The sequence below is a fragment of the Methylocystis parvus genome, from assembly GCF_049675845.1.
GTDB classification, from domain to species: domain Bacteria; phylum Pseudomonadota; class Alphaproteobacteria; order Rhizobiales; family Beijerinckiaceae; genus Methylocystis; species Methylocystis parvus_A.
Genome location: NZ_CP187161.1, coordinates 1,761,058 through 1,779,957, shown reverse-complemented (window position 1 = coordinate 1,779,957; position 18,900 = coordinate 1,761,058). Strand labels below are relative to the sequence as shown.

19 protein-coding genes and 2 pseudogenes are annotated in these 18,900 nt (G+C 65.7%); 7 read left to right on the top strand and 14 right to left on the bottom strand.

The window, feature by feature from the left end:
• Window positions 1-25: 25 nt before the first annotated feature.
• The 5 genes from ACPFMJ_RS09085 to ACPFMJ_RS09065 all read right to left on the bottom strand — a co-directional run bounded on the left by ACPFMJ_RS09085 (window position 26) and on the right by ACPFMJ_RS09065 (window position 5,585).
• Entirely contained in the window at window positions 26-1,357 is a 1,332-nt protein-coding gene (locus tag ACPFMJ_RS09085; protein ID WP_424363482.1) for a TldD/PmbA family protein, read from the bottom strand.
• A 5-nt stretch (window positions 1,358-1,362) separates the two neighbouring features.
• The gene (locus ACPFMJ_RS09080) at window positions 1,363-2,901 is read right to left on the bottom strand and encodes a TldD/PmbA family protein (RefSeq protein WP_424363481.1); all 1,539 of its coding nucleotides are present in this window, start codon (window positions 2,899-2,901) and stop codon (window positions 1,363-1,365) included.
• Between the two features lie 18 nt (window positions 2,902-2,919).
• The gene (locus ACPFMJ_RS09075; protein ID WP_424363480.1) at window positions 2,920-3,654 is read right to left on the bottom strand and encodes an RluA family pseudouridine synthase; all 735 of its coding nucleotides are present in this window, start codon (window positions 3,652-3,654) and stop codon (window positions 2,920-2,922) included.
• A gap of 24 nt (window positions 3,655-3,678) precedes the next feature.
• The gene (locus ACPFMJ_RS09070) at window positions 3,679-4,470 is read right to left on the bottom strand and encodes an SGNH/GDSL hydrolase family protein (RefSeq protein ID WP_424363479.1); all 792 of its coding nucleotides are present in this window, start codon (window positions 4,468-4,470) and stop codon (window positions 3,679-3,681) included.
• Window positions 4,471-4,562: 92 nt separating this feature from the next.
• Window positions 4,563-5,585: an acyltransferase family protein gene (locus tag ACPFMJ_RS09065; RefSeq protein ID WP_424363478.1), complete on the bottom strand. Its 1,023-nt coding sequence runs from the start codon at window positions 5,583-5,585 to the stop codon at window positions 4,563-4,565.
• Window positions 5,586-5,770: 185 nt separating this feature from the next.
• Here ACPFMJ_RS09065 and ACPFMJ_RS09060 point away from each other — a divergent pair, with 185 nt between their 5' ends.
• The 3 genes from ACPFMJ_RS09060 to ACPFMJ_RS09050 all read left to right on the top strand — a co-directional run bounded on the left by ACPFMJ_RS09060 (window position 5,771) and on the right by ACPFMJ_RS09050 (window position 8,534).
• Window positions 5,771-6,571: an enoyl-CoA hydratase gene (locus tag ACPFMJ_RS09060; RefSeq protein WP_424363824.1), complete on the top strand. Its 801-nt coding sequence runs from the start codon at window positions 5,771-5,773 to the stop codon at window positions 6,569-6,571.
• Between the two features lie 48 nt (window positions 6,572-6,619).
• Complete coding sequence (locus tag ACPFMJ_RS09055; RefSeq protein WP_424363477.1) at window positions 6,620-7,834, top strand: M23 family metallopeptidase; 1,215 nt, start codon at window positions 6,620-6,622, stop codon at window positions 7,832-7,834.
• Window positions 7,835-7,964: 130 nt separating this feature from the next.
• A complete protein-coding gene (locus ACPFMJ_RS09050; protein WP_424363476.1) occupies window positions 7,965-8,534 on the top strand; it encodes a hypothetical protein in 570 nt (189 codons plus the stop codon).
• Window positions 8,535-8,546: 12 nt separating this feature from the next.
• Here ACPFMJ_RS09050 and cysE read toward each other — a convergent pair whose 3' ends face one another.
• Both cysE and ACPFMJ_RS09040 read right to left on the bottom strand, forming a co-directional pair.
• A complete protein-coding gene (gene cysE, locus ACPFMJ_RS09045; protein WP_424363475.1) occupies window positions 8,547-9,398 on the bottom strand; it encodes a serine O-acetyltransferase in 852 nt (283 codons plus the stop codon).
• Window positions 9,399-9,995: a LemA family protein gene (locus ACPFMJ_RS09040; RefSeq protein ID WP_424363474.1), complete on the bottom strand. Its 597-nt coding sequence runs from the start codon at window positions 9,993-9,995 to the stop codon at window positions 9,399-9,401.
• Window positions 9,996-10,145: 150 nt separating this feature from the next.
• Between ACPFMJ_RS09040 and ACPFMJ_RS09035 the strand changes: the two genes are divergently transcribed.
• Window positions 10,146-10,565, top strand: a complete 420-nt coding sequence (locus tag ACPFMJ_RS09035; RefSeq protein ID WP_424363473.1) for a SufE family protein — start codon at window positions 10,146-10,148, stop codon at window positions 10,563-10,565.
• Window positions 10,566-10,749: 184 nt separating this feature from the next.
• Here the strand turns inward: ACPFMJ_RS09035 and ACPFMJ_RS09030 are convergent, their stop codons facing one another.
• Both ACPFMJ_RS09030 and ACPFMJ_RS09025 read right to left on the bottom strand, forming a co-directional pair.
• Complete coding sequence (locus ACPFMJ_RS09030) at window positions 10,750-11,601, bottom strand: DUF6456 domain-containing protein (protein ID WP_424363472.1); 852 nt, start codon at window positions 11,599-11,601, stop codon at window positions 10,750-10,752.
• The gene (locus tag ACPFMJ_RS09025; protein ID WP_424363471.1) at window positions 11,598-11,963 is read right to left on the bottom strand and encodes a helix-turn-helix domain-containing protein; all 366 of its coding nucleotides are present in this window, start codon (window positions 11,961-11,963) and stop codon (window positions 11,598-11,600) included. Before ACPFMJ_RS09025 ends, ACPFMJ_RS09030 begins: the two co-directional genes overlap by 4 nt.
• Window positions 11,964-12,084: 121 nt before the next feature.
• Between ACPFMJ_RS09025 and ACPFMJ_RS09020 the strand changes: the two genes are divergently transcribed.
• Together ACPFMJ_RS09020 and ACPFMJ_RS09015 are read left to right on the top strand one after the other, a co-directional pair.
• Window positions 12,085-12,462 (top strand): DUF6477 family protein, encoded by a 378-nt coding sequence (locus ACPFMJ_RS09020; RefSeq protein ID WP_424363470.1) that lies wholly within the window; start codon window positions 12,085-12,087, stop codon window positions 12,460-12,462.
• A gap of 70 nt (window positions 12,463-12,532) precedes the next feature.
• The gene (locus ACPFMJ_RS09015) at window positions 12,533-13,339 is read left to right on the top strand and encodes a hypothetical protein (protein WP_424363469.1); all 807 of its coding nucleotides are present in this window, start codon (window positions 12,533-12,535) and stop codon (window positions 13,337-13,339) included.
• Window positions 13,340-13,441: 102 nt separating this feature from the next.
• On the opposite strand, the gene yidD is transcribed toward ACPFMJ_RS09015, so the two are convergent.
• Window positions 13,442-13,777 carry a membrane protein insertion efficiency factor YidD gene (gene yidD / locus ACPFMJ_RS09010; protein WP_424363468.1) on the bottom strand — a complete coding sequence of 112 codons (336 nt, stop codon included), beginning with the start codon at window positions 13,775-13,777 and terminating at the stop codon, window positions 13,442-13,444.
• A 106-nt stretch (window positions 13,778-13,883) separates the two neighbouring features.
• Between yidD and ACPFMJ_RS09005 the strand changes: the two genes are divergently transcribed.
• Window positions 13,884-14,525 carry a DedA family protein gene (locus ACPFMJ_RS09005; protein ID WP_424363467.1) on the top strand — a complete coding sequence of 214 codons (642 nt, stop codon included), beginning with the start codon at window positions 13,884-13,886 and terminating at the stop codon, window positions 14,523-14,525.
• A gap of 68 nt (window positions 14,526-14,593) precedes the next feature.
• On the opposite strand, the gene ACPFMJ_RS09000 is transcribed toward ACPFMJ_RS09005, so the two are convergent.
• The 4 genes and pseudogenes from ACPFMJ_RS09000 to rpoC form a co-directional block, all read right to left on the bottom strand.
• Window positions 14,594-14,875 (bottom strand): hypothetical protein, encoded by a 282-nt coding sequence (locus tag ACPFMJ_RS09000; protein WP_424363466.1) that lies wholly within the window; start codon window positions 14,873-14,875, stop codon window positions 14,594-14,596.
• A gap of 344 nt (window positions 14,876-15,219) precedes the next feature.
• Window positions 15,220-15,648 carry a hypothetical protein gene (locus ACPFMJ_RS08995; protein WP_424363465.1) on the bottom strand — a complete coding sequence of 143 codons (429 nt, stop codon included), beginning with the start codon at window positions 15,646-15,648 and terminating at the stop codon, window positions 15,220-15,222.
• Window positions 15,649-15,773: 125 nt separating this feature from the next.
• Window positions 15,774-16,537: pseudogene (locus tag ACPFMJ_RS08990) on the bottom strand (hypothetical protein).
• A gap of 153 nt (window positions 16,538-16,690) precedes the next feature.
• Window positions 16,691-18,760 (bottom strand): annotated as a pseudogene (gene rpoC / locus ACPFMJ_RS08985) (DNA-directed RNA polymerase subunit beta'); the annotation flags it as partial.
• Window positions 18,761-18,900 lie beyond the last annotated feature (140 nt).

Below are 18,900 nucleotides of genomic sequence, written 5' to 3'. Positions count from 1 at the left end.
GCGCAGCATACACGAATTCGCGCGGCTAGATGCCGCTGGATTTGGACGAGAAGTGGAACTTTTCCGCCAGCATGGGAGGCGCCGCAGGCGCGCCGCCGCCGACCGCGCGCCAGACGCGCTCGGTCTTGCCGAGGGCGACGATCTTGGCGAAAAGCTCGCCCAGCCGCTGATTGAAGCGCATATTGCGCACCGGCGCCGTCACGCGGCCATTTTCGATCAGAAAGTTTCCGTCGCGGGTGAGGCCGGTGAGCAGCAGGCTCCGTGGCTCCACCATGTTTTCGTACCAGATGCGCGTCACCAGCACGCCGCGCTTCACGGAGCGGATCATGTCGTCGAGCGAGGCGTCGCCGCCCTCGATGATGAAATTGCGCGCGAAGGGGATGGGCTCTGCGCTCGTCTTCTGCGCCCATGTGCGTGAGCGGTAGAGCGTCGAGACCACGCCCTTGTCGATGAAGGCGCGGGCGCGATGCGGCACGCCCTCCCAGCCGACGCCGCCTTCGGGCGCGAGCGGATCGGCGGGGTCGATGCGGATGGTCAGCTTGTCGTCGAAAAGCTTCTCTCCAACCATCGTGCCGCCGCCCGGCCGCGCATAGAAGCTGCGGCCTTCATCCGCCGCGCGGGCGTCCATGGCGCTCATCACCCAGAAGGCGAGCTCCGCCACGGCGACGGGTTCGAGCACGACCGTGTAATCGCCGGGTTCGAGATCGACGGGCTCGACATCGTAGGCGGCTTTCGCGCAGGCGCGCTCGGCGATGGCGCTGGCGTCGAGACGCGCGCCGAAAAATTCATGCGCGCCCGCCCAGCCGGACCATGTGTCGCTCTTGTTGCGCGCCGTGGCGGAAAGGTCGATCTCGCTGCGGCGCTCATAGGCGAAGAGGCCGTTGCTCGTCGCCAGCGCATCGAAGCGCCGCGCACTCGACGCGCAGCCGAACGTGTCGACGTTTCTGCGCGCGCCTTCCTCGATCACGCGCGCCGCCTGCGCCGCGAGCGCATCGAGCTTCAGCGAAGCGGCGTTGTCGTCATAGCGCGCGGAGGCGTCGTATGTCTGCGGGCCGAGTGGTGCGACATAATCAGGATCGACCGGCAGCATGCGCGCGATTTCTTCGGAACGCGCGCGCGCCGCGTCGAGCGTGGCTTCGTCGAGGCTCGCCGTCGTCACCGAGCCGACGCGGCCGCCGACATGGGAGGAGATGCGCACCGTCGCTTCGGAGGTGGCGATATTCGTCGTCGCGCCGCCGCGCGCGAAACGCAGGCTGTAATCCTCGCCGCCGTCGATTTTCACGACGCAGGCGTCGGCCTGCGAGCGCGCGAGGATTTTTTCGGCGATGGACTTCGCGTCGTCGGATGAGAGGAACATGTCGCTCAGGCGCCGCCGCTCGTGTTCAGCACGCGCACCTCGCGGAATCGCGCAAGCGGCGCGCCATGCGAGACGGGCGCGACCTGCACGGGCTCGGCCTTGCCGCAGGTGAAGGTGCCGTCGAGATGATAGGTCGTGGCGTCGCCAAGCCCGTCGAGCGAATTCCAGAACGGAATCGTGCGGCCCTGATAGGCGACGTCGCGCAGCATCTCGCCGAGCTTGCCGTTCTTGATCTCGTAGAAGAGCTGTCCGCCAAACTGGAAGTTGTCGCGCTGCTGGTCGATGCTCCAGCTTCCGGCGCCGACGACGTATATGCCGTTCTCTATGCCGCCAACGAGATCGTCCAGTGAACATGTCGAAGGGTTCGGCGCGAGCGAGATGTTGGGCATGCGCTGGATCGGGAAGGAGGTCGGGCTGTCGGCATAGGCGCAGCCGTTGGAGGCTGAGAGGCCGATATAATGCGCCTGTCCCAGCGCCATCTGGAAGTTCGTGAACACGCCCTTGTCGACGATCTTGAACTCCGCCGAGGCCGCCGGGGCGCCGTCGTCGTCGAAGCCGATGGTCGAGAGCGCGCCGGGCTGCGAGCGGTCGGCGACGATAGTCATCAGCTCCGAGCCGAAGCGCAGATTGCCGAGCATGTCGGGCTTCACGAAGCTCGTGCCGGCGAAATTCGCTTCCCAGCCGAGCACGCGGTCGAGTTCGGTGGAATGGCCGACCGTCTCGTGAATGGTGAGCCAGAGATTGGTCGGGTCGATGATGAGGTCGTAATCGCCGGCGATAACCGGCTTGGCGCCGAGCTTTTCGCGCGCCTGCCTTCCGGCGAGCGCCGCTTCTTCGAGCAGTCCTGCGCCGGTCACATATTCCCAACCGGCGCCGCGCGCGGGGGTGAGGCTGTCGCGTGCGGCCATGCGGCCGGCGGCGCGGTCGATCGCGGTCGCGGTGAAGCTCGGATGCACGCGCGTGCGCGTCTGCCAGATGCGGGCGCCGAAGCTGTTGGCGAAAAGACGTTCCTCGCGCGCGAGCGAAAGCGACGCGGAGCAAAAATCGGCGCCGTTGTCGCGCGCCGCCGCGGAGATGGCCAGCAGCAGGTCGGCCTTGTCGCGCGTTGGAATGGAGAAGGGATCGACGCCCATCGGCATGATCCACTCGGCCTCATGCGCGGGGAGCTGTTCGAGCGCAATGGGCCGACCCTGGATCGGCTGCACGGCGCGAGCGTTTTCCAGCGCGCGGGCGACGCCCTCGGCGACGCTCGCTGCGTCGAGGCGGCGGGCCCCATAGAAGCCCCAGGAGCCGTCGAGCAGGACGCGCAGGCCGAAGCCGCGCGTGGAGCGCTCGTCGAAATGCTCCAGCCGGTCGTCCTTGGCGTAGGAATATTCCCGCAGCGTCTCGCCCAGCCGAATGTCGGCATAGCTCGCGCCGCCGCGCTTGGCGGCTTCCAGCGCGCGGCTGGCAAGCTTGTCGAGTTCAGCCCGGTCGAGCGCGAAGCCGCCGCTGGCGGCGGAGCGTTCAGGCGCGTCCATGACGGGCGCAGTTTTGGGCGCCACTTGAGTTTCTCCGTGGATTCAGTCTGCTAATTTGAGCGCTTCAGGGGCTTTTGGCAAATCCTGCGCCACATTCCCGTCTTCCCGCCAGCCACAGGCCGCCATGGCCTCGCGCATATGCGCCGGCGCTGGCGCTTCGACGCTGACCGGCCCCTTGCTCTCCTGCATTGGGATCGCGATGGCCCGCGCATGGAGATGCAGCGGCGGAGACCCCTCGCGACGCCCGGAGCCGTAGACGGGGTCGCCCAGTATCGGCCAGCCCATGGCTTGGGAATGGACGCGGATCTGATGCGTGCGGCCGGTATGGGGCGTGAACTCGATAAAGGTCAGCGCGGCGTCGGGCGAGCGGCCGAGCACGCGCCAGCTCGTGCGCGAGGGCAGGCCCATCGGGTCCGGCTGCATCCACCATCCGCGCGCCGCGTCGAGGCGGCCAAGCGCGAGATCGATCTCGCCTTCTTCCGCCTCGGGGCCGCCTTCCACGACGGCCCAGTAAGTCTTGGAGATGCGGCCCGACTTGAACAGCTTGCCGAGCCGCTCCAGCGCCTTGCGGTGGCGGCCGAGAACGAGGCAGCCGGACGTGTCCTTGTCGAGCCGATGCGCCAGCGCCGGGGCGCGAGGCAGGCCGAAGCGGAGCTGGTCGAAGGCGTCCTCGAGGCTCGGGCCGCCCTTGGGGCCGCGATGCACGGGGACGCCCGCCGGCTTGTCGATGACGAGCATCAGCCCGTCGCGATGGAGAAGGCGGGAGAGGAGATCCATGCGGGGCTTATAGCAGGACGCAGCCTATTTGCGGGCAGTCACTTTCGCGGAAAGCGACATGGCCGAGCCGATGAACTTTCCGTATTTGTGCAGCCACTCGTCGGTCAGATGAACGCCGTCGAATTTGTAATATTCCTCGTGGCCCTCGAATTTATCGATGAAGTTGTCGAACTCCATGACGTTCATATCGGGATAGTCGCGCCACAGCGCCACGCGGTAGACGTCGTTCACCTGAAAACTGCAACCGTCATAGACGCATCGCAGAATGTTGCGCTTCATGCGGCTGAAGAGGTTCGGCGGCTTGAACCAGCGTTCGTTGACGCGCGGAATGGCGATGACTTCGACGTCTTCGACGTCCGAGAAATAATCGACGAGCTTTTTCGTATATTCGACATAGGCCCCGGCGCCGACATGCTGGATCTCGTCATTGACGCCGTTCATGATGACGACCTTGTGCGGCGTCTTTCCCTCGAAGAGCGAATAGAGCTTGTAGCGGGGATATTTCTCGCGGAGCTCCGTATAGAGCAGGCGCGAATTGCGGCCGTTGAAGCCGACGCTGCAGGCGGCGACGCCCTTGCCGCCGAGCCGCACCGAAACGGCTCTCGGCAGTTCGGGAAAGACCTTCCCTTCGGAGGCCCAGGATTCGCCGATGACGAGCACGCGATAGGCGTCGGGCCCGGCATTCACCTCGGAGCAGGCGACCGAAGGCTCGTCCGTGCGCTTTAGCGTCAGCAGCGTCAGTCCGGTCGTGACGAAGAGGACGAAAAAGGCCCGCCGCAGATGCGGCAGCAGGATTGCGAAACCTTGCGAAATCAAAGCGACGGCCCTGCTGACCTACGGCGTCGCCACAGCGGCGGCGCCCGGGCGTCTCCTTAGCAGTTTTGGCGCATCGCGGCCAAGCGGCGGCTTTAGGCGGCCGCCGTCGCCATGATCGGTTGACGCACGCTACGCCGGCTGGCCACCCAGGCCGCCCGCATCTTGCTTATGGGCTGATCAAAGATCGACCAGATCAGCCAGGACGCGGCGAGGGTGACGACGAGCGCTTCCGAGCAGATCAGGAAACGGTGGGCGTAGTCGCCTTCGCCGGTTCCCATGGCGCGGATCACCGACCAGTGCAGCAGGTAGAAGATGTAGGACATGTCGCCGACCATGCGGTCGGTCGAGCCAGTCTTCTGCTGCGTGGTGTAGATCGCCCAGGGCGTCATCAGCACGGCGATGAGGAGGTTCATCGTGGAGCCGAAAGCGTGCACAGGCCCCTGCGTCTCGCCGAGCGCGAGATCCTTCACGAAGATCATGCCGCACAGAAACAGAAGAGCAAGCGTCGCATAAAGCGAGCGATAGGCCAGAGCGCGGCTCGGAATCATCTTGTGGCTCGCCGCCGCCACGCCCAGGCCGAAAAACAGCAGGAAGGGCGCAACCGTCGTCGCGCCGCCGAGCGCCTGCGACATAACCGACAGCGCCATGCAGGCCACGAGAACATAGAGATTGCGCGCGACGAGGAAGATGAAGAGCGGCGCGATGAGGTAGAACTGCAGCTCCATGTCCAGCGACCAGCCTGGCACATTCGCCTGATAGGGCAGGGAGTTGTAGCCGAGGATCATGATGTTCGAGAAGATCTGGCGCGAAATTCCGCCCACATCCTCGGGAGCCGCGCCGCGCCAGAACAGCAGCGCCCAGGCGATGCCCGAACACAGCGCGAAGACGGGAACGATGCGCCAGAAGCGCGAGACGAGGAACGTGAGATAGGCCCCGTTCGTCTTCGAATAGGTGTGCGTCCACATGGTCGCGACCCAATAGCCGCTGAGCACGAAGAAGATCAGCACGGCCGCGAGGCCGAGATTGAACGTGGTCGTATGGTGGACGAAGACGGCGAAGGCCAGCGTCATTCTCAGCACGCCGGGCGAAGCCAGCTTATCCGTTCCGATCGACATGACCTCTCCCTGCTCGCCGGAGTTGCAGCGGCCACCATGCCGTAGATGCGGTCTGGAGATGCTGTGGCATGAGGTCGCGAAAGGCCGTCAGCCATGTGGCGAGACGTCGCAGCGCCGGCGCGCCGGCTCGAGCGCGGGCGATGCGCCGCTTTTCGTCGACGCCCGACTTCTGTAACTACGATCTCATGAACACTTCTTCCCCCTCGCCCAAGCTCCGCGTGGAACTCGCCAATGGCGTCGCGCGGCTCCTCATCGACAATGGCGCCAAGCGCAACGCCTTCGACCTCGACATGTGGCGGGCGCTGCCGCCGCTCTTCGCCGCGATCGACGCCGAGCCCGAAGCGCGGGTCGTCGTTGTGTCCGGCGCGGCAGGCCTGCCTTTCTGTTCGGGAGCCGATATTTCGGAGTTTTCGACGGTGCGCGCGACGAGCGAAGGCGGGCGCGCCTATGAGCAGGCGAATGTCGAGGCCTTCGAGGCGATCTCCGCCTGCTCCAAGCCCACCATCGCCGCCATCTGCGGCTTCTGCATGGGCGGGGGCATGGGCATCGCCTCCGCCTGCGACCTGCGCGTCGCGCAGGAGGGGGCGGTCTTCGGCATTCCGGCGGGGCGGCTCGGCGTCGGCTATCCGCCCTCCGCCATGCGCTTCGTCGTCGCCGCCGTCGGCGCGCAGCGGGCGATGGAGCTCTTCTTCACCGGCCGCCGCCTCAGCGCGACGGAAGCGCTTGAGATCGGCTACCTGTCGCGCCTCTTCGAGCAGGAGAGTTTCGAGGGCGGCGTCGACGATCTCGCCGCGACCATCGCCGCCAACGCGCCGCTGACCCTGCGCGCCGCCAAGGCCGCCATCCGCGCCGCCGCGCAATTGCCGGGAGCCCCGACGCTGGAGGCGTGCGAGGCGCTGGCGAAGGATTGTTTCGACAGCGCGGATTACATGGAAGGGCGGGGGGCGTTTCTGGAGAAGCGGGCGCCGAGATTTACGGGGCGCTAGCGCGGACCCCTGAAAGATCTTTCAAGATAGTGATTGCAGGAGGGGCAAATGGTCAGATTTCTTGGAGTAACGGCCTTTGCCGCCGCCATTTGCTCGGCGTCGCCGGCCGCCGCTGGGCCAGACGCGACGCGCGGGGAGGCGCTCGATTTCACGGCGCTCGTCGTCGAGCCTGTCATTGCGCCGCGCCCGGTCGAGGCGACGGACGAGCGCAGGCATCTCGTCTACGAACTCTTGCTCGTCAATGAAACCGACCTCCATGTCCAGATCGACGAAATCCGCGCGATCGACGCGGCGACCGGGGCCTCGCTCGGCGAATGGAGGGGAGACGCGCTCGCTGCGATTTTACGCATGAACGGCAAGCTGCCTGGCGTTACGCTGCGGCCGGGCGGATCGGCTTACGCATTCCTCGACGCTACCGCGCCCAAACGCGGCCCGCTTCCGAAGGCGATCAAGCATCGTATCGCCGTCAGCCGTTTCATGGGGAAGGACAAGGATACGCTTGTTCCGCTCGATCCCAAATCCGGCGTTCCGGCCCTCGCCAACTTCGAAACCGCTAAGATCGCCGTCGATTCCGGCAAGCCCGTCGTCGTTGACCCGCCGCTCCGGGGGCGGGGCTGGGTCGCCTTCAATGGCTGCTGCGCCAATCTTCAGCATCGCGGCGCGGTCATGGCGTTCAACGGCGCGCCCAAAATCCCCGAGCGCTTCGCGATCGACTTCATGCGGCTCGACGGCGACCGCCGGCTGTTTTCGGGGGCGGTCGATCGGAACGAAAGCTATGCCGCCTATGGGGCGCCGGTCTATTCGGTCGCCAATGGAACGGTGATCGAGACAAGCGACGGCGCGCCCGAGCGGATTCCCACCAAGCCCCGCGATCCGACGCGCTTCGACAATGCGGGCGGCAATGACGTCGTGATCGATATCGGCGGCGGGCGTTACGCATTTTTCGCGCATCTGAAGACCGGAACGGTCGCGGTCAAGCGCGGCGAGCGGGTGAAAGCGGGCGACGTCATCGGCTATTTGGGCAACACCGGCAATTCCGACGCGCCACACCTCCACTTCCATATCATGGACGGCCCCTCTCCATTTGCGTCGAACGGAATTCCCTACGAATTCTCGACCTTCGCTAGCGAGGGACGTTTGAGCGCCGATAACGACCGGAGCTTCGAAACTGGCGCTCCGGTAAAACTTGATCCCGGGTTGCGGTCGGGCCCGCACAAGGCGCAATTGCCGCTCGACCTCGAGATCGTGGACTTTCCCGAATAATTCGCGCCGCGCAGCATTGCCATTGCGCATGAAGCGTCTCACGCGTTGCGCGCCGATGTGCGCGGGCGCAATGAAACGCCGGACTCTACAGGCTATCGTTTGATTATCGAATGCTGGAGGGCGATGAATAATGCGCAACTTTGAAACCAAACGCAGCGCTAAAAGCCGTTGGGGCAATTTGATCGCGCTTTTGCTTTGCTACTCTTTCGCCGGCGGCGGTATCGCAGCGGCCCAATCATCCAAGAACAGCGACGCGTCGTCGTCCGCTTCTCTCAAAAAATATCTTCAAACGCTCGGTGACGACAAGCAGGCGCGTTATGTCGCGGCGTTCGAAGACCTCGATGGCGACGGGACGCCCGAAGCGATCGTCTACATGCTTGGCGGGGAATGGTGCGGCAGCGGCGGCTGCGACACGATCATCCTGCAGCAAAAGGGCGAAAGCTGGAAAACCGTAACAGACATATCCATCACGCAGCCGCCCGTTCGCGTGTTACGTTCAAGTTCCAAAGGCTGGCGAAACCTCGCCGTTTCGGTTGGTGGCGGCGGAATTCCGGTAGGCTACGAAGCTGAATTGCGTTTCGACGGGAAGTCCTATCCGGACAACCCCACGACTCCGCCCGCCAAGCGGCTGAAGGATGACAAAGCCCCCGGAAAAACAGTGATACTGTCGCTGGACCACGCCGTCCCGCTTCATCCCTGAGGCCGCCCGGGCTCAGATCACATAGTCGAACGAGTCATAAGCCAGCCCGCGCAGGATCTGATCCATGTCGCGGGCGGGTTCGGATGTCAGTTCGACTCCTACGACCTTGGCGGGAACGCCGGCGACGACCGAATGTGGCGGCACGGCGTGCAGAACGACCGACCCCGCCGCGATGCGCGCACAGGCGCCGATCTCGATATTGCCGAGGATCTTCGTCCCGGCGCCGATCATCACGCCGCGCCGCACCTTGGGGTGACGATCGCCCGCGACCTTGCCGGTGCCGCCCAGCGTCACGCCATGGAGGATGGAGACTTCGTCCTCCACCACCGCCGTCTCGCCGACGACGAAGCCCGTGGCGTGGTCGAGGAAAATCCCCTTGCCGAAGCGCGCCGCCGGATGAATATCGGCGGCGAGCGCGTCGGAGGCGCGGCTCTGAATGTAGAAGGCGAAGTCGCGCTTGCCCTTGCGCCACAGGGCATGGGCGAGGCGCGAGGCCTGGATGGCGTGATAGCCCTTGAAATAGAGCAGGGGCTCCATCAGCCGCCGGCAGGCGGGGTCGCGCTCGACAAAGGCGGCGGCGTCGGCGCGGAAGGCCTCGCCGATTTCAGGCTCGCTCGCCAGCGCGTCGAGAAAGGCGTCGGCGATCGAGGCGGCGTCCATGGCCGAGGCGCCGAGCCTCCCGCTGACGCGATGGATCACCGCCTCTTCGAGGCTGTGGCGGTTGAGCAGTTCGCCGATGAAGAGCGGCGCCAGCGTCGGATCGAGGCGGAGGGCGTCCTCCGCCTCCTGTCGCATATGCGCCCACATGGCGTCGCTTTCGGCGCAAAGCGCGCAAAGCTCCTCCTGCGGGCGCTCGCTCGTCATTTAGAACTTCACCTGCGGCGCCTGCTGGGCGGATTCGCTGGCGGTGAACTCGGCCATGGGCTGCGTCCCGGAGAAGAAGGTCTTGGCCCAAAGTAGCGTCGGGAAGGTGCGCAGCGAGGTGTTGAACTCGCGCACCGCATTGATGTAATCGCGCCGCGAGACGTTGATGCGGTTCTCGGTGCCTTCGAGCTGCGACTGGAGCGCGAGGAAGTTCTGGTTGGCCTTCAGGTCCGGATAGGCCTCCGTCACCGCCAGCAATCGCCCGAGCGCGCCGGTGAGCTGCGCCTGCGCGTCCTGGAACTGCTTCATCTTCTCAGGATCGGTGACGGTCGAGGCGTCGACATGCACCGAGGTCGCCTTGGCGCGCGCCTCGACGACGGAGGTCAGCACGTCCTTCTCCTGCTTGGCGTAGCCCTGCACGGTGGCGACAAGGTTGGGAATGAGATCGGCGCGCCGCTGGTATTGGGATTGCACCTCCGCCCACTTGGCTTTGGCGTTTTCCTCGAGCGTCGGAATCGTATTGTAGCCGCAGCCCGAAAGCGACAGGGCGGCGACGATCGCGACAGCGAGGACGCGCCAGCGGGACAAGAGGCTCATATGACTCTCCGTGAAATCGTAAGGGCGCGACCGTCGCCCCGATGCCGGCAAACTTAAGCGCTCGCGCAAGGCATGGGAAGGGCGGGGCGAGGTTTGATCGCTCGCCTGCAACCCGCCATCTGGGTTAGAATGCTGGAAAAGGGGAAGGCGATGGCCATCGACGAAATCATCGGCAATTTCGAGCTCCTGGACGAGTGGGAGGATCGCTACCGCTATCTGATCGAGCTCGGCCGCACGCTGGAGCCGCTGCCCCAGGCCGCCTATACGGACGAAAACAAGGTGCGCGGCTGCGCCAGCCAGGTGTGGCTGGAGACGACGCGGGGTCAGGACGCGGCCGGCGCGCCCGTGCTCACCTTCCGCGGCGACAGCGACGCCCATATCGTGCGCGGCCTCGTCGCTCTGGTGCTGGCGCTCTATTCCGGCCGCCGCGCGCAGGAGATCGTCGAGACCGACGCGGCGCCGCTCTTCGAGCAACTCGGGCTCGCCGCGCATCTGACGCCGCAACGCGCCAACGGGCTGCGGTCGATGGTGGAGCGGATCAAGAGGGAAGCTCGGGACGCGCTCGCGTGAGCGGCGGGCGGACATGATCGGCTTCGTTCTTGTCGGAGCGAACGATCTGGACCGCGCCACGCGTTTCTATGACGGGATCTGCGCCGCGCTCGGCGCCAGGCGCCATTACCCAATGGCGCATGGGCGCACGGGCGTTGCGTATGGGGTAGACCGCGGGGGCCGGTCAAACCCGGCCCCGCATCCTTCACAAACTCGGCCGGTAATCCTCCGCGCCCCAATGCAGCAGCCCCTTCGCCCGCGCGGGGCCGGTCGCCTGGCTGGCGATGCCGTAATGCCGCGCCAGCCGATCCAGCGCGATTTTAAGCACCACCTTGCCTGATCGGGCCGGCCAGCCGCGTTCGCTTTCGACGACCTCCAACCCCTTCAGATAGCCGCAGACGTCGGTGAGCAGCCCGGCAAGGTCCGGCCCGACGGCGTCATAGGCGCGCGCGAGGCGCTTGCGGGCGTCCATGGCGATTTCGGTCACGCCGACCCCGGCGTCCGAGCCGCGGCGCGAAGCGGCGATGGACGCCTCCCAATTGGCGGTGACGCGCTGGAGGATTTGCGCCTGCTCGACGTCGCGGCGAAAACGCTCGCCCGCCTCGATCTGCGCCGGCGCCAGGAAGGGTTTGCCGTCCGGGCCCTTGCGGCGCGCGAGCCAGGCGAGGGGGCTCTCCGCTTCGTTGATCAGGGCCGGCCGCGCGCCCTTTTCCGGGGCCCGCTTCTCGAAGGCGCCGTGCTGCGCGCGGAAGGGGTCGAGCGCCGGCTCGCCGCCTGAAGCCGCGCGGCGCAGATAGGCGCGGCCCGCCTCCGCGATCTGCAGGCGACGGCTGGCGCCCTCGCGCGCCACCAGCCCCTGTGACAGCGCCGCCTCGCCCGCCGCCGCGGGCAGGCGCGCCCGCACGACGGTGACGCCGTTGCGGGGCGCGAGGACGACGATCGCATCGTCTTCGAGATCGCTCGGCGCGGCGCAGGCGCCGGCCTCGCTCAGCGCCTCGAGCAGGCGGCGAAGCGCACGGCTCATCTCGCTTTCGGTCTTCCGGAGGCTCTTGGTCATCGCGCCGCTCCCTCGAGCGTCCGGATGAGCCGGAAAATCATGTCGCATTGCGCGGCGAGCGCCTGCTCCAGCCGCGCGGCCCAACAGTCGATGCGCGGATCGTCGCGCATATCCTCGATCACCGCGCAGGCGTGGCGGACCGTAGCGCGGTCGCGGCCGAAGGCGCGCGCGCAGGCCGAGAGGCTCGCGCCGAGCGCGACATGGTGGAGATAGACCGCGAGTTGCCGCGCCCGGGCGACGGGCGCCCGGCAGCGGGAGCGCGCCGCGAGCGCCGCGGCGGGAACGCCCAGCGCGGCCGCCGCGGCCGCGGCGCTGAGGCCGGCAATGGGAAAGGGCTTGGGGTCAATGCATTGAAGTGACATTCGCGCCTCTGCTTGAGTGACCCGCAAAGGCTAGTGCGGAAAAAAATCCTATTCAAGCGGAAAAAATTCTATCCCCAGCCATGCAGACGCCGCCATCCTTCCCGCGAAGGAGGCCCAGCCCATGCCCGTTACGCCCAATTTCTCGACACCCCGCCGTTGGCCCGCCGAGGCCGGCGCCTGCGAGCGAATGAAGACCCGCGCTTTCGAGCGCCTCAAGGCGGGCGCGCGCCCGGCGCTCAACGCCGCGCTCGACGCGGGCCTTGCCGGTTATGACCGTCTTGACGCGTTGTCGCGCTTCCATCGGCTCTCGCGCGACACCATTCTCAGCGAAACGCCGGAGGCCGCGCGCGCCGTGCTGCGCGAGATCGAGCGGGCCTTGCGCGCCGAGCGCGCCCGCGGCGGTCATTGGACCTACGATCTCAACCGCCATATCGCGTTGCTCGTCGCGCATCGCGCCGAGAAAACGCGGCTGGCGCGTCTCGTTAAGCCGGGCGCGTGAGCGCTCTTTCCAGCGCGCCATGCTATGGCATAAATTCTCGGCGTCGGTTTCGCCGCGCAAAGGCATTCCCATGCTGATTGAGAGAGTTTTGGCCCTCGCCGCCGCGGCCGTCGTCGCGATCTGCCTCGGCGTCGGCTTGCTGATGATGGCCCTCGTTCCCCCCAAGCCCGGCGGCGGCCCGCTGGCTGCCCTGTCGGGTCCGATCGACAAGGGAACAGCGCGCCAGATGGTCGAGACCGCGATCGCGCAGACGCCGGAATATGCGCGCTTTTTCGCGCGGCTGCGCGAGACCTTCACGCAGGATTACGAATCCGCGCTCGACGAGTTCGCAACGCGTCTCTCCGACACCAAGCTGGAGCAGAGCGTCGACTACTATCTCTCGGAGGCGGTGCGCCGGCTGCGGCAATCGCGCGGGGCGCTGGCCGCCAAGGCCGAGCCCGACGCCATGTCGCGCGTCTTCGCCAAGCAGCTCGAGGTGTTGCAGGCCGTCGCGCGCGAGGACAAGAAGATGTGCGTCGCCTTTCTTTACGGCGCGACCAATCTCGACTTTCAGCGCTTCGCCGCCGCGCAGCGCCCGCTCGTCGCCGACATGTCGACGGCGAGCCTCGACGCCATGGTCAGCGGGCAGGCGAAGAACATCGCCCGCGCCCAGCCCAACGAAGCGGATTTCAAGACGCTGGAGACGGCGCTTCAGGCGCGTGGCCTAGGCAAGGCCGAAATCGACGCGCTGCTCGACGGCAAGATGCCCGATCCGCCGCTCGACGACGCGAAAATGTGCGCCGCCGGCCAGACCTATCTCGAAGTGCTGCGGACATTGCCCGAGGCGTCGCGCACGCGGATTTATGGGCTGGCGCTGGAGTTGATGTCGAAGTCGTAACGCTCACGCCCTCATTGCAAGGAGCGCGAAGCCACGACGCAATCCGGAGCCGCGCGCAGCCCCTGGTTTGCTTCGCTTCGCTTGCACTGGCGGGTCGGCGCCCTAGCGTTCGTCCTCGACCTCCTCACAGCTGAACGGCCCGCGCCAACGCGCATATCGCCACGGCGTCAGCGCGCTCGCCCGCGGATTCAGCGTCTGCGGCACGGGATCAAATCCCTCGCCGCCGCCTGGCCGGCAGCGGCAGATGCGCGCGAAGCCCATCCACCCGCCCGCCCAGAGGCCGTGGCGGCTGATCGCCTCGTCGGCATATTCGGAGCAGGTTGGCGCATAGCGGCAGCTTCTTCCGGCGAAAGCTGAGAAGGTCACGCGATAGAGCAGGATCAAGGCGCGGACGGCGCGCGCGGGGAGCCTTTGCAGCTCTGAAAGGATGGTTGTCACGTCGACTATTTAGGCGCTTTCGACGCAAATCTGAAGGTGATGCGTTTGCCGCGTTTGAGCCTCGTCGCTAGGGTCGGTCGACTCGATCGCCACAGGGACCGCCGCAATGTTCGATTCAACGCATTTGACCACGCTTCTCCAGCACTACGGCTATTGGGCGGTCGGCGGGATCGTGATGCTTGAAAGCGCTGGCGTGCCGCTGCCGGGTGAAACCATCCTCGTCGCCGCCTCGATTTACGCCGGTCATTCGCATGAATTGGCGATCGAAGGCGTCGTTCTCGCCGCGGCGGCGGGGGCGATCCTCGGCGACAACGCCGGTTATTGGGTTGGGCGCGAACTGGGCGCGCCGCTGCTCGCGCGCTTCGGGCCGCGCATCGGCGTCACGCCGGAGAAAATACAGATCGGGCAATATTTCTTCCGCCACTGGGGCGGCTATGTCGTCTTCATCGGCCGCTTCATCGCGCTGCTGCGCATGCTTGCGGCTTTTCTGGCCGGGATGAACCGGCTTGCTCCGCTGACTTTCTTTTTCTTCAACGCGACCGGCGCGCTCGTCTGGGCGCATCTCTACGGCTATGGCGCCTATATGCTCGGGTCGGAAATCGAGAAGGTGAAGGGACCTGTCGGGATCGCGGGCCTGGTGATCGGCGCGATGGGGTTCATCGCGGGGTGGCGCTATTACAAGGCGAACGAAGAAGCTTTGATCCGGCGCGCGCAGGAAGCGATCGCCGCCGAAAACGCGGCGAAATAACGCTTCGGCCGGAACAAATGAAAAAAGGGCCGCCTTTTGGGCGGCCCTTCTTTTTCGTGTCGCTTGCCTCACTCCGCCGGCGGCAGGGCCGGGGCGGGTTCGGGCGTCTCGGCGCGCTGCTCGATGATGAGGTCGTCGCGACCGGTCGCGATGCCGCGGAACTTCGCCATGGCGGCGCCGGTGCCGGCCGGGATCAGACGGCCGACGATGACGTTCTCCTTGAGGCCCACCAGCGGGTCGATCTTGCCGTTGACGGCGGCCTCGGTGAGGACGCGCGTCGTCTCCTGGAAGGACGCCGCCGAGAAGAAGGACCGCGTCTGCAGCGAGGCCTTGGTGATGCCGAGCAGCACCGGCGTGCCATGCGCGGGCTTGCCGCCGTTCTCGAGCGCCTTTTCGTTCGCCTCTTCGAGCTCGAGCTTGTCGACCTGCTCGCCCTTCGAGGAAGCCGGTGTCGCCCGGATCGACGATGTCGACCTTCTGCAGCATCTGACGGACGATCACCTCGATGTGCTTGTCGTTGATGTTCACGCCCTGCAGACGATAGACCTCCTGGATCTCGTTGACGAGGAAGCCGCAAGCTCCTCGACGCCCTTGATCGCCAGAATGTCGTGCGGCGCCGGATTGCCGTCGACGATGTAATCGCCCTTCTCGACGACGTCGCCGTCCTGAAGGTGGATGTGCTTGCCCTTCGGGATCAGATATTCGACGGGCTCAGCGCCTTCCTCGCTCGGAATGATCGAGAGCGCTGCTTGTTCTTGTAGTCCTTGCCGAACTGCACGGTGCCGGAGATTTCCGCGATGATCGCGTGATCCTTCGGACGCCGGGCCTCGAAGAGTTCCGCAACGCGCGGCAGACCGCCGGTGATGTCGCGGGTCTTGGCGCTTTCCACCGAGATACGCGCGAGAATGTCGCCGGCCTTCACCGTGCCGCCGGGCTCGACCGCGATGATGGAGTCGACGGGCAGGAGATAGCGGGCGTCGCCGCCGCGCTGCAGCTTGCCGATCTTGCCGTCCGCGCCCTTGATGACGATCGACGGCTTGAGGCTCGCCGAACGCAGGTTGAGCCGCCAGTCCATGACCATGCGCTTGGCGATGCCGGTCGACTCGTCCACCGTCTCCGACATCGACTGGCCTTCGACCAGATCCTCGAAGCCGACGACGCCGTCGATCTCGCTGATGATCGGACGGGTGTAGGGATCCCACTCCGCGAGGCGCTGGCCGCGCTTGACCGTATCGCCCTCGTCGACCTTCAGCGCGCGCCGTATTGGATACGGTTCACCGCGCGTTCTTCGCCGTTCGGGCCGAGGATCACGATGGCGACGTTGCGCGCCATCACGATCAGATCGCCGTCCGAGTTGCGGGCCAGATGCCGGTTGCGGATGTGCACCGTGCCCTCGAAGTTCGACTCGAAGAAGGACTGGTCAGCAAGCTGCGCCGCGCCGCCGATGTGGAAGGTGCGCATGGTGAGCTGCGTGCCCGGCTCGCCGATCGACTGCGCGGCGATGACGCCGACGGCCTCACCCATGTTGACCGGCGTGCCGCGCGCGAGGTCGCGACCGTAGCACTTCGCGCAGACGCCGTTCTTGGCCTCGCAGGTCAGGACCGAGCGGATCTTCACCTCCTGAATGCCGGCGGCGTTGATCGGCTCGAGTGTGCCATCTCCTGGATCATCTCGCCGCAGGACGATCACCTGCCGTCCGGCGCGCTTCAGTCCTCTGCCGCGGTGCGGCCGAGAATGCGCGTCGCGAGCGAGGCGACGACCTGGCCGGCGTCGATGATCGCGCGCATGCGGATGCCGTTCGGTCGAGCCGCAATCCGTGGACGAGATGATCGAGTCCTGCGCAACGTCGACGAGACGGCGGGTGAGGTAGCCGAGTTCGCGGTCTTCAACGCCGTGTCGGCGAGACCCTTGCGGGCGCCGTGCGTGGAGTTGAAGTATTCGAGAACCGAGAGGCCTTCCTTGAAGTTCGAGATGATCGGGCTCTCGATGATCTCGCCCGAGGGCTTGGTCATCAGGCCGCGCATCGCCGCGAGCTGCTTCATCTGCGCGGCGAGCCGCGCGCGCCGAATGCGACATCATGTAGATCGAGTTGATCGGCTTGATCGCGGCCGTGCTCGTCCTTCTTCACCGACGAGATGCGACCATCATCTCCTCGGCGAGCTTGTCCGTGCACTTCATCCAGGCGTCGACGACCTTGTTGTACTTCTCGCCCTGGGTGATCAGGCCGTCGTTGTACTGCTGCTCGTATTCCTTCGCCGCGGCGCGCGTCTCGGCGACGATCTTCTCCTTCGTCTCCGGAACGACCATGTCGTCCTTGCCGAACGAGATGCCGGCCTTGAAGGCTTCGCGGAAGCCGAGCGCCATGATGCGGTCGCAGAAGATCACCGTCTCCTTCTGACCGCAGTTGCGGTAGACGGTGTCGATCATGTTCGAGATTTCCTTCTTCGTCATCAGCTTGTTGACGACGTCGAAGGGGATCTTCGGATGCTTGGGCAGGAGCTGGCCGAGGATCATGCGGCCGGGCGTCGTGTCGAAGATCTTCGCCACGCGCTCGCCGTTCGCGTCATAGGTCCAGCCGCGGCCCTTGACCTTGGCGTGCAGCGTGATCGCCTTGGCCGCGAGCGCGTGCTCGATTTCGCCCTGATTGGCGAAGCACATGCCCTGGCCCGGCTCGCCGTCACGATCAGCGTCAGATAGTAGAGGCCGAGCACGATGTCCTGCGACGGCACGATGATCGGCTGACCATTGGCCGGATGCAGGATGTTGTTCGTCGACATCATCAGACGCGCGCTTCGAGCTGCGCTTCGAGCGACAGCGGCACGTGCACGGCCATCTGGTCGCCGTCGAAGTCGGCGTTGAAGGCCGCGCAGACGAGCGGATGAAGCTGGATCGCCTTGCCCTCGATCAGCACCGGCTCGAAGGCCTGGATGCCGAGACGATGCAGCGTCGGGGCGCGGTTCAGCAGCACCGGATGCTCGCGAATGACCTCGTCGAGGATGTCCCAAACCTCGGGCTTCTCCTTTCGACGAGCTTCTTCGCTTGCTTCACGGTCGCCGAATAGCCCTTCGCGTCGAGACGCGCGAATAGATGAAGGGCTTGAAGAGCTCGAGCGCCATCTTCTTGGGCAGGCCGCATTGATGCAGCTTGAGCTCCGGGCCGACGACGATGACCGAGCGGCCGGAATAGTCGACGCGCTTGCCGAGCAGGTTCTGGCGGAAGCGGCCCTGCTTGCCCTTCAGCATGTCGGCGAGCGACTTCAGCGGACGCTTGTTGGCGCCCGTGATGACGCGGCCGCGGCGGCCGTTGTCGAACAGCGCGTCGACGGCCTCCTGCAGCATGCGCTTTTCGTTGCGGATGATGATGTCCGGCGCGCGCAGCTCGATCAGCCGCTTCAGGCGGTTGTTGCGGTTGATGACGCGGCGGTAGAGATCGTTGAAATCCGAGGTCGCGAAGCGGCCGCCGTCGAGCGGCACGAGCGGACGCAGATCCGGCGGGATGACCGGGATCTCTTTCAGGATCATCCATTCCGGCTTGTTGCCCGATTGGATGAAGGCCTCGATGATCTTCAGGCGCTTGGCGAGCTTCTTGGGCTTCAGCTCGGTCGTCGCCTCGGCGATCTCCTGGCGCAGAGGCTCGGCGATGCTCTCGAGGTCCATCGACTCGAGCAGGCGGCGGATCGCCTCGGCGCCGATCATGGCGGTGAAGTGTCCTGGCCATATTCGTCCTGGCCGTCAGATATTCCTCTTCGGACAGGAGCTGACGCTCCTTGAGCGGCGTGAGGCCCGGATCGATGACGATGTAGGACTCGAAATAGAGAATGCGCTCGAGATCCTTCAGCGTCATGTCGAGCAGAAGGCCGATGCGCGACGGCAGCGACTTCAGGAACCAGATGTGCGCGACGGGCGCGGCGAGCGAGATGTGGCCCATGCGTCGCGGCGAACGCGCGCGAGCGTGACTTCGACGCCGCACTTCTCGCAGATGACGCCCTTGTATTTCATGCGCTTGTACTTGCCGCACAAGCACTCATAGTCCTTGATCGGCCCGAAGATGCGCGCGCAGAACAGGCCGTCGCGCTCCGGCTTGAAGGTGCGGTAGTTGATCGTCTCGGGCTTTTTGATCTCGCCGAAGGACCAGGAGAGGATCTTCTCCGGGCTCGCGATCGAAATCTGAATCTGGTCGAAGGCCTGCGTCGCCACGACCGGATTGAAGAGATTCATGACCTCTTGCTGATTCATGGTCTTCTCCTGGACGCGGCGCGGCGCGCGCGTCCCGATTTGGAACTCCCTTAGCCGGTCGAAAAGTCGTTGCCGCCATTTGCATCTCCCGCTTCCGAGGGGCGGAGATCCTCTTCGAGGCGTTTTTTGTGAGGGTCACG